The sequence below is a fragment of the Intrasporangium sp. genome, assembly GCF_039812505.1.
In the GTDB taxonomy this organism is placed as follows: Bacteria; Actinomycetota; Actinomycetes; order Actinomycetales; family Dermatophilaceae; genus Intrasporangium_A.
The window spans coordinates 1-5,825 of sequence record NZ_JBDIAQ010000189.1; the positions used below are offsets into that span (position 1 = coordinate 1).

Below are 5,825 nucleotides of genomic sequence, written 5' to 3' on the forward strand. Positions count from 1 at the left end.
CGTGACGGGGTTGTGCGACATGACTGGCGTCGTGACGGGGTTGTGCGACATGACTGGCGTCGTGACGGGGTTGTGCGCGACATGACTTGTCCCGTGACGCGGGCCTGCTCTGCCGTATGCCGCTCAGCAGGGACAGCGCGGGAGCCTCGGACCACTGGGGCCGGCTTGCCGAGCTTCCCCGCTCAGCGCACCGTGGCCCGGCCCCGGTCGAGCGCGACGGCCCCGTCCACGGAGGCGCGGAAGAGCACCTCTTCGCCGGCCTCGGTCGCCGCGGAGCCCAGCGTCCCGGTCCAGATCTCGACCGCGATCTGCTGGCCCGGGCGGACCATCCCGGCGAAGCGCGCCTCGATTCCGGTCAGGCGGTCTACCCTGCCGTCGGCGACCGCGTCGGTGATGGCCTTCGCCGCGATCCCGAACGTGGCGAGTCCGTGCAGGATCGGCTCGTCGAGCCCGGCGGCGCGAGCGAACTGCGGGTCGATGTGCAACGGGTTGTAGTCGCCGTTGAGCCGGTAGAGCATCGCCTGGTTGACGCCGGTCGCGACGGTGACGCGAAGGTCGGCGTCGCGCTCGGGCAGGCGCACCCCGTCCGACCGAGGGTTGCTGCCGCCGAAGCCGCCTTCCCCGCGGGCCCAGATCTGGGACACCTGGGTCCACAGCGGGCCGTCGCCGTCTTCTGCGGTCGTCTCGAGCTCGACGACGGCCGCGCGGCCCTCGCCGAGGTCGACCACGTCGGCCACCCGCTGGCTGGTGCGTGCCACCCCCGCCGTCGGCAGTGGCCGGTGGACCTCGATGCGCTGCCCGCCGTGCAGCACCTTGCGCAGGTCGATGTCGATGCCGGGCAGGTGCATCGACGGGGCCGCGATCCGCCGGCTCGAGATTCCGCCACCGGCGACGAGGCCGAAGGTGGGCAGCGCGGTCAGGTCCTGCTCGTAGGTCAGGGCCAGCTCGGGCCGCCCCGCGACCGACCCGGCGCCGAGGCTGAGGTGGTAGAGCAGCACGTCGGACGCGGTCCAGCTGATCTCCCGGACGACCGGGTCGGCGGACAGGGCGGCGTCGAGGTCGATGGACATGGGATTCCTTGTCTGGTCGAGGGTTTCGCTCGGTGAGCCGCCGTTGGCCGGGCGGCCCGTGGGGGCCTCAGTCGCGGGGCAGCCGCAGGATGCGCTCCCCGACGATGTTCAGCTGCACGTCGGTCGTGCCGCCCGCGATGGTCAGCGCCCGGGAGTTGAGGAACATGTGGATCGGGTCGTCGTGCCGGCCGTCACCCGAGGTCTCGAGCGGCGGCGCCGCGAGCCCAGCGGGGCCGAGCCAGTCGACGACCGCCTCCCACGAGTCCTGGATGGTCGTCGTGGAGATGAGCTTGGCCAGCGAGGCCTCGGAGCCGGGGGCCGCACCGGCCAGCGAGCGCAGCGTGGTGCGCAGCCCGAGCAGCGAGGACGAGAGCGACCGGGTGAGCAGGTCGCCCAGCCGCGCCAGGACGAGCGGGTCGTCGGCCCCGGCCGCGGGCGCCGCGGCCACCAGTGCCTCGTCGCCGGTGGAGAAGTGCGAGCCGCCGGTCATCGCGACGCGTTCGCTCGCCAGGGTGTTCAGGGCTGCGGCCCAGCCGTCGGTGGGACCGCCGACCAGGCAGTCGTCGGGGATGAAGACGTCGTCGAGGAAGACCTCGTTGAACAGCTCGTCGCCGGTGATCTCCCGCAGCGGGCGGATGTCGACGCCGGGTGCGGAGGTGTCGAGCAGGAAGTAGCCCAGGCCCTTGTGCTTGGCGACGGTGGGGTCGGTGCGGGCCAGCAGGATGCCGTAGTCGGCGGCGCGGGCCCCGGAGGTCCACACCTTCTGCCCGTTGACCTTCCAGCCGCCGTCGACCTTGTCCGCGCGGGTGGTGAGCGACGCCAGGTCCGAGCCGGCGCCGGGCTCGCTGAACAGCTGGCACCAGGTGATCTCGCCGCGCAGGGAGGGGCGCACGAAGCGCTCCTTCTGCTCGTCGGTCCCGAAGGCGACGACGGCCGGAACGACCCAGTTGCCGATGATCATGTCGTGCGGCTCGAGCCGGGTGCGGGCCAGCTCCTCGGCGATGACGAGCTGCGTCGGGACGTCGGCGCCCTTGCCCCACGGGGCGGGCAGGGTCGGCATCGTGTAGCCGTGGTCGCCGAGGTACGCCGCCCGGGCCGGCCCGGACAGCGCGGCGGCCTCGTCGAGCTCGGCGCGCACCTGCGCCCGGGTCGGCTCGAGCCCGTCCGGCAGCTCGATCGAGGCGCTGCGTCGCGCTCCCGCAAGCGCGAGCCGGCCCACCTGCGCGGCCCAGCGGTCGGCGCTGCCCAGCACGATGCGGCTCAGGTGGGCCCGGCGCAGGTAGAAGCCCGCGAGGTGCTCCCAGGTGAAGCCGATCCCGCCGAGGGTGTTGACCAGGTCCTTCGCCGTGCTCAGGCCGGACTCCACGCCCAGCCCCGCTGCGGCGGCGGTGACCAGAGCCCGCTCCGGTGCTGCGGTCCGTGCGTCGTCGAGGGCGCGAGCGGCATCCCACACGATTGCGCGGGCCTGCTCGGTGGTGACGAGCATGCGCGAGATGCGGTGCTTGACGGCCTGGAAGGCGCCGATGCGGCGGCCGAACTGCTCCCGTACGCGCGCGTAGTCGGCGGCCGTGTCGGTGCACCACTGGGCGATGCCGACCGACTCCGCGGCCAGGGTCACGGCGGCCAGCTGGGTGGGCAGCTCGGGGTCGACCTCGAGGATGCGCCCCGCGGTCCCGGGTGCCGCGGTGACGCGCGCACCGCGGCGGGTCAGGTCGTAGCCGCGAACGGGCTGCACCTCGACCGACCCGCGCTCGAGCAGCACCCAGACCCGGCCGGAGTCCCCGGTCGCGGGCACGACGAACAGCCCCGCGTCGGCGCCGCCCAGGACCAGGCCGCTGGTGCCGGTCACCGTCGCGCCGGTCGGTCCGCTCTCGGCCCGCAGATCTCCCTCGGCCAGGCCCACCGCGCCCAGCGCGGACCCGTCCGCGAGGCCCGGCAGCAGCTCGTCGGCGCCTGCAGCGTGCAGCACCGCCGCGGTCAGGGCGGTGGGCAGGGCGGGACCGGGGACCAGCCGCCGGCCGAGCGCCTCGGCGAGGGTGGCGAGCCCGAGGACCCCGGTGCCGCCACCGTCCACGGACTCGGGCAGGTGCACCCCGAGCGCGCCCAGCTGCGCGAGCGCCTTGGTCAGCGGCTGCGCCAGCTCGCCGGCCAGCGCGTCGGTCGCGTCGACGATGCGGTGGACGAGGTCCGGGTCGGCCTGCTCGGTGCCGAACTGGTCGAGCAGCAGGGCGAAGTCGACGAGGTCGCCGTCGAGCGGGAGGTGCGAATCCATGGTGGCTCCTGGGCTGGGGGCGGGTCTTGCAATCTAAAACTAGAATGAATTATGGTTCTAGGCAAGACCCCCATTGGAGAAGGAGCTCAGCCCATGTCCGCCAGCGAAGCAGCATCGAGGCCCGTGGACCTGCGCGGCCGCACCGCGATCGTCACCGGCGCCGGTGCCGGGCTCGGCCAGACCGAGGCGCTGCGACTCGCGGCGCAGGGTGCCGCCGTCGTCGTCAACGACCTCGGCGCGGGCGCCGAGACGACCGCACAGCTGATCACCGAGGCCGGCGGCCGGGCCTTGGCGGTCCCCGGCGACATCAGCCGGTGGGCGCTGGGCGACGAGCTCGTCAGCGCCGCAGTCGACACGTTCGGCGCGCTCGACATCGTCGTCAACAACGCCGGGGTCATCCGCGACACGATGATCTTCAACCTCACCGAGCAGGACTGGGACCTGGTCCTGGACGTCCACCTTAAGGGGCACGCCTCCCTCAGCCGGGCGGCAGCCGTCTACTTCCGCGCGAAGTCCAAGGCCGAGGGTGGCCCCGTCTACGGCCGGATCATCAACACGACCTCCGAGGCGGGCCTGATGGGCGCCGCCGGGCAGCCGAACTACTCGGCCGCCAAGGCTGGCATCACCGCCCTGACCCTCTCGACCGCCCAGGGGCTGGCCCGCTACGGCGTGCAGGTCAACGCGATCGCCCCGCGGGCGCGCACGGGGATGACCGAGCACGTCTTCGCGGCGGACTCGGCCGGGGGGCGCCTCGACATCCTGTCGCCGGAGCGGGTCGCCCGGCTCGTCGCCTTCCTGGCCTCGCCCGCCTCGGCCGGGATCAGCGGCCAGTTGTTCATCGCCTACGGCGACTTCGTCGCGCTGCTCGAGCCGGCCCAGGCCGAGCAGGTCTTCACCGCGGACGACGACCTGTTCACCGAGGAGGAGCTCGCCCGCAAGCTCGGCGGCTACTTCGCCGAGCGCGACCCGTACGCCACCTTCGCTGCGTACGGCCTGGCCAAGCTGGACACCACCGGGGTGCAGGCCCTCGGCGGCTGAGGCCCCGGCCGGGCGCACGGGCCCGGCGCCGAGGCCGACCCCAAACCACGTCGCAGCCGGTCGGACGCCCTACGGGAGCCGGGCCAGGTCGGTGCCGCCGCCGCTCGCCGACAGCAGCAGCCAGACCGCCTGCCCCGAGCCGACCGGGCCCGCACCGGCGCCGAGCACGCGCTCGCGGACCGTCACCGTCGTCGGCCTGCCGAGCGGATCGGCGATCTGCACCTTTCGAGACCGCAGCGTGACAGCCTGTGCGCCGGCCCCGGCGGTGACCAGGGTGGCGGCACCCGTCGAGCCGGTCCGGATGGTGTCGCCGTCGGGCAGCAACACCTGCGTCAGGCCGAGCAGCGTCGACCGCAGCGGGGTGGCCCGCCCGGGCCGAGGCGCGGACAGGTCGACCTTCACCACGACAGGCGAGACCTCCCCTGACACGTCGGCCGGCCGGCCCGCCAGCAGGTGCAGGCCGTCAGGCCGTAGGTCCATGTCCGAGACACCGACGATCCCGGCCGGCAGCGGCACGGTGCGCAGCAGCCGCCCGGCCGTCGAACGCAGCTCGAGCACCGGCACGTTGTCGCGGGCGAGGAGCAGGTCGCCGGCGGCGTCGAAGGTGAAGGCCGAGACCCAGGTGCCCGGCAGCGGGGCGGTGTCGGACCGCGCGCCCGGCACGGCATGCGCGTCGTCGACGCTCAGGTGAAGGGTGCCGACCGACCCCGTCGCCGGGTCGTAGCGGAAGAAGGCGTAGTCGTCCGAGACCCAGATCGACCCGTCCGGCGCCATCCGGACGTGGCTGTTGATCCCGCTGGACGGGCTCGGCCCCAGGACCACCTGGCCCGCCGGGGCGCCGGTGCTGTCGAACCGGTCGAGCAGGGCCTGCCGGCCGGTGAACTCGGGCACCCACAGGACGCTCCCGTCGGGCTCGGAGAGGACCTCGTGGGCCTCGCCACCGAGATGGGCGACGACCTGCGGCACGACCGACGCCACGCCGGCGACCGCGCCGACGGACGCAGAGGCGGTCACGGCCGTGGCGGGACGCTGCGCCCGGACCGGACCCGAGGCGGCCGGCTGCCCGCAGGCGGCCAGCAGCGGCACCATCCCGAGCGCCAGGAGCGCCCCGCGACCCACGGTCCGTGCTCGCATCGCTCTCACCTGACCCACGTGCAGACGGGACAAGACCGCCCGAGAACGCACCGGCGCGGCTGTCACCTCCCAAGGTACGCCGCGGCGCCGAGACCGGGGCGCCGGCGCCCGGCTCAGCTGGCGCGGTCGGCCAGCGTGGAGCGCACCTGGAGCAGCTGGGTGACCAGCAGCTCCATCTGGGCGCGCGCCTCCGTGCGGTCGAGCCGTCCGTTGAGCACGGCGGTCAGCGCGGCAGACCAGCCGAGCAGGATGACGTACGCCATCCGGTGGTCGCCCTCGGTGGGCTGGTCGATCCCGGCCGCCTCCAGTAC

General features: G+C 74.1%; 5 protein-coding genes. 1 reads left to right on the forward strand and 4 read right to left on the reverse strand.

What is annotated here, in order from left to right:
* Positions 1-182: 182 nt before the first annotated feature.
* Both WMI84_RS16450 and WMI84_RS16455 read right to left on the reverse strand, forming a co-directional pair.
* Positions 183-1,070, reverse strand: coding sequence for a MaoC/PaaZ C-terminal domain-containing protein (locus tag WMI84_RS16450; protein ID WP_347354858.1), 888 nt, complete (start codon positions 1,068-1,070; stop codon positions 183-185).
* A 67-nt stretch (positions 1,071-1,137) separates the two neighbouring features.
* On the reverse strand, positions 1,138-3,342 hold the full coding sequence (locus tag WMI84_RS16455) for an acyl-CoA dehydrogenase (protein ID WP_347354859.1): 2,205 nt from the start codon (positions 3,340-3,342) through the stop codon (positions 1,138-1,140).
* 93 nt (positions 3,343-3,435) lie between these two features.
* Between WMI84_RS16455 and WMI84_RS16460 the strand changes: the two genes are divergently transcribed.
* Positions 3,436-4,380 carry an SDR family NAD(P)-dependent oxidoreductase gene (locus tag WMI84_RS16460; protein WP_347354860.1) on the forward strand — a complete coding sequence of 315 codons (945 nt, stop codon included), beginning with the start codon at positions 3,436-3,438 and terminating at the stop codon, positions 4,378-4,380.
* Positions 4,381-4,449: 69 nt separating this feature from the next.
* Here WMI84_RS16460 and WMI84_RS16465 read toward each other — a convergent pair whose 3' ends face one another.
* Positions 4,450-5,514: a hypothetical protein gene (locus tag WMI84_RS16465; protein WP_347354861.1), complete on the reverse strand. Its 1,065-nt coding sequence runs from the start codon at positions 5,512-5,514 to the stop codon at positions 4,450-4,452.
* Positions 5,515-5,627: 113 nt separating this feature from the next.
* A partial coding sequence (locus WMI84_RS16470; protein ID WP_347354862.1) for a hypothetical protein occupies positions 5,628-5,825 on the reverse strand: 198 nt, incomplete at its 5' end.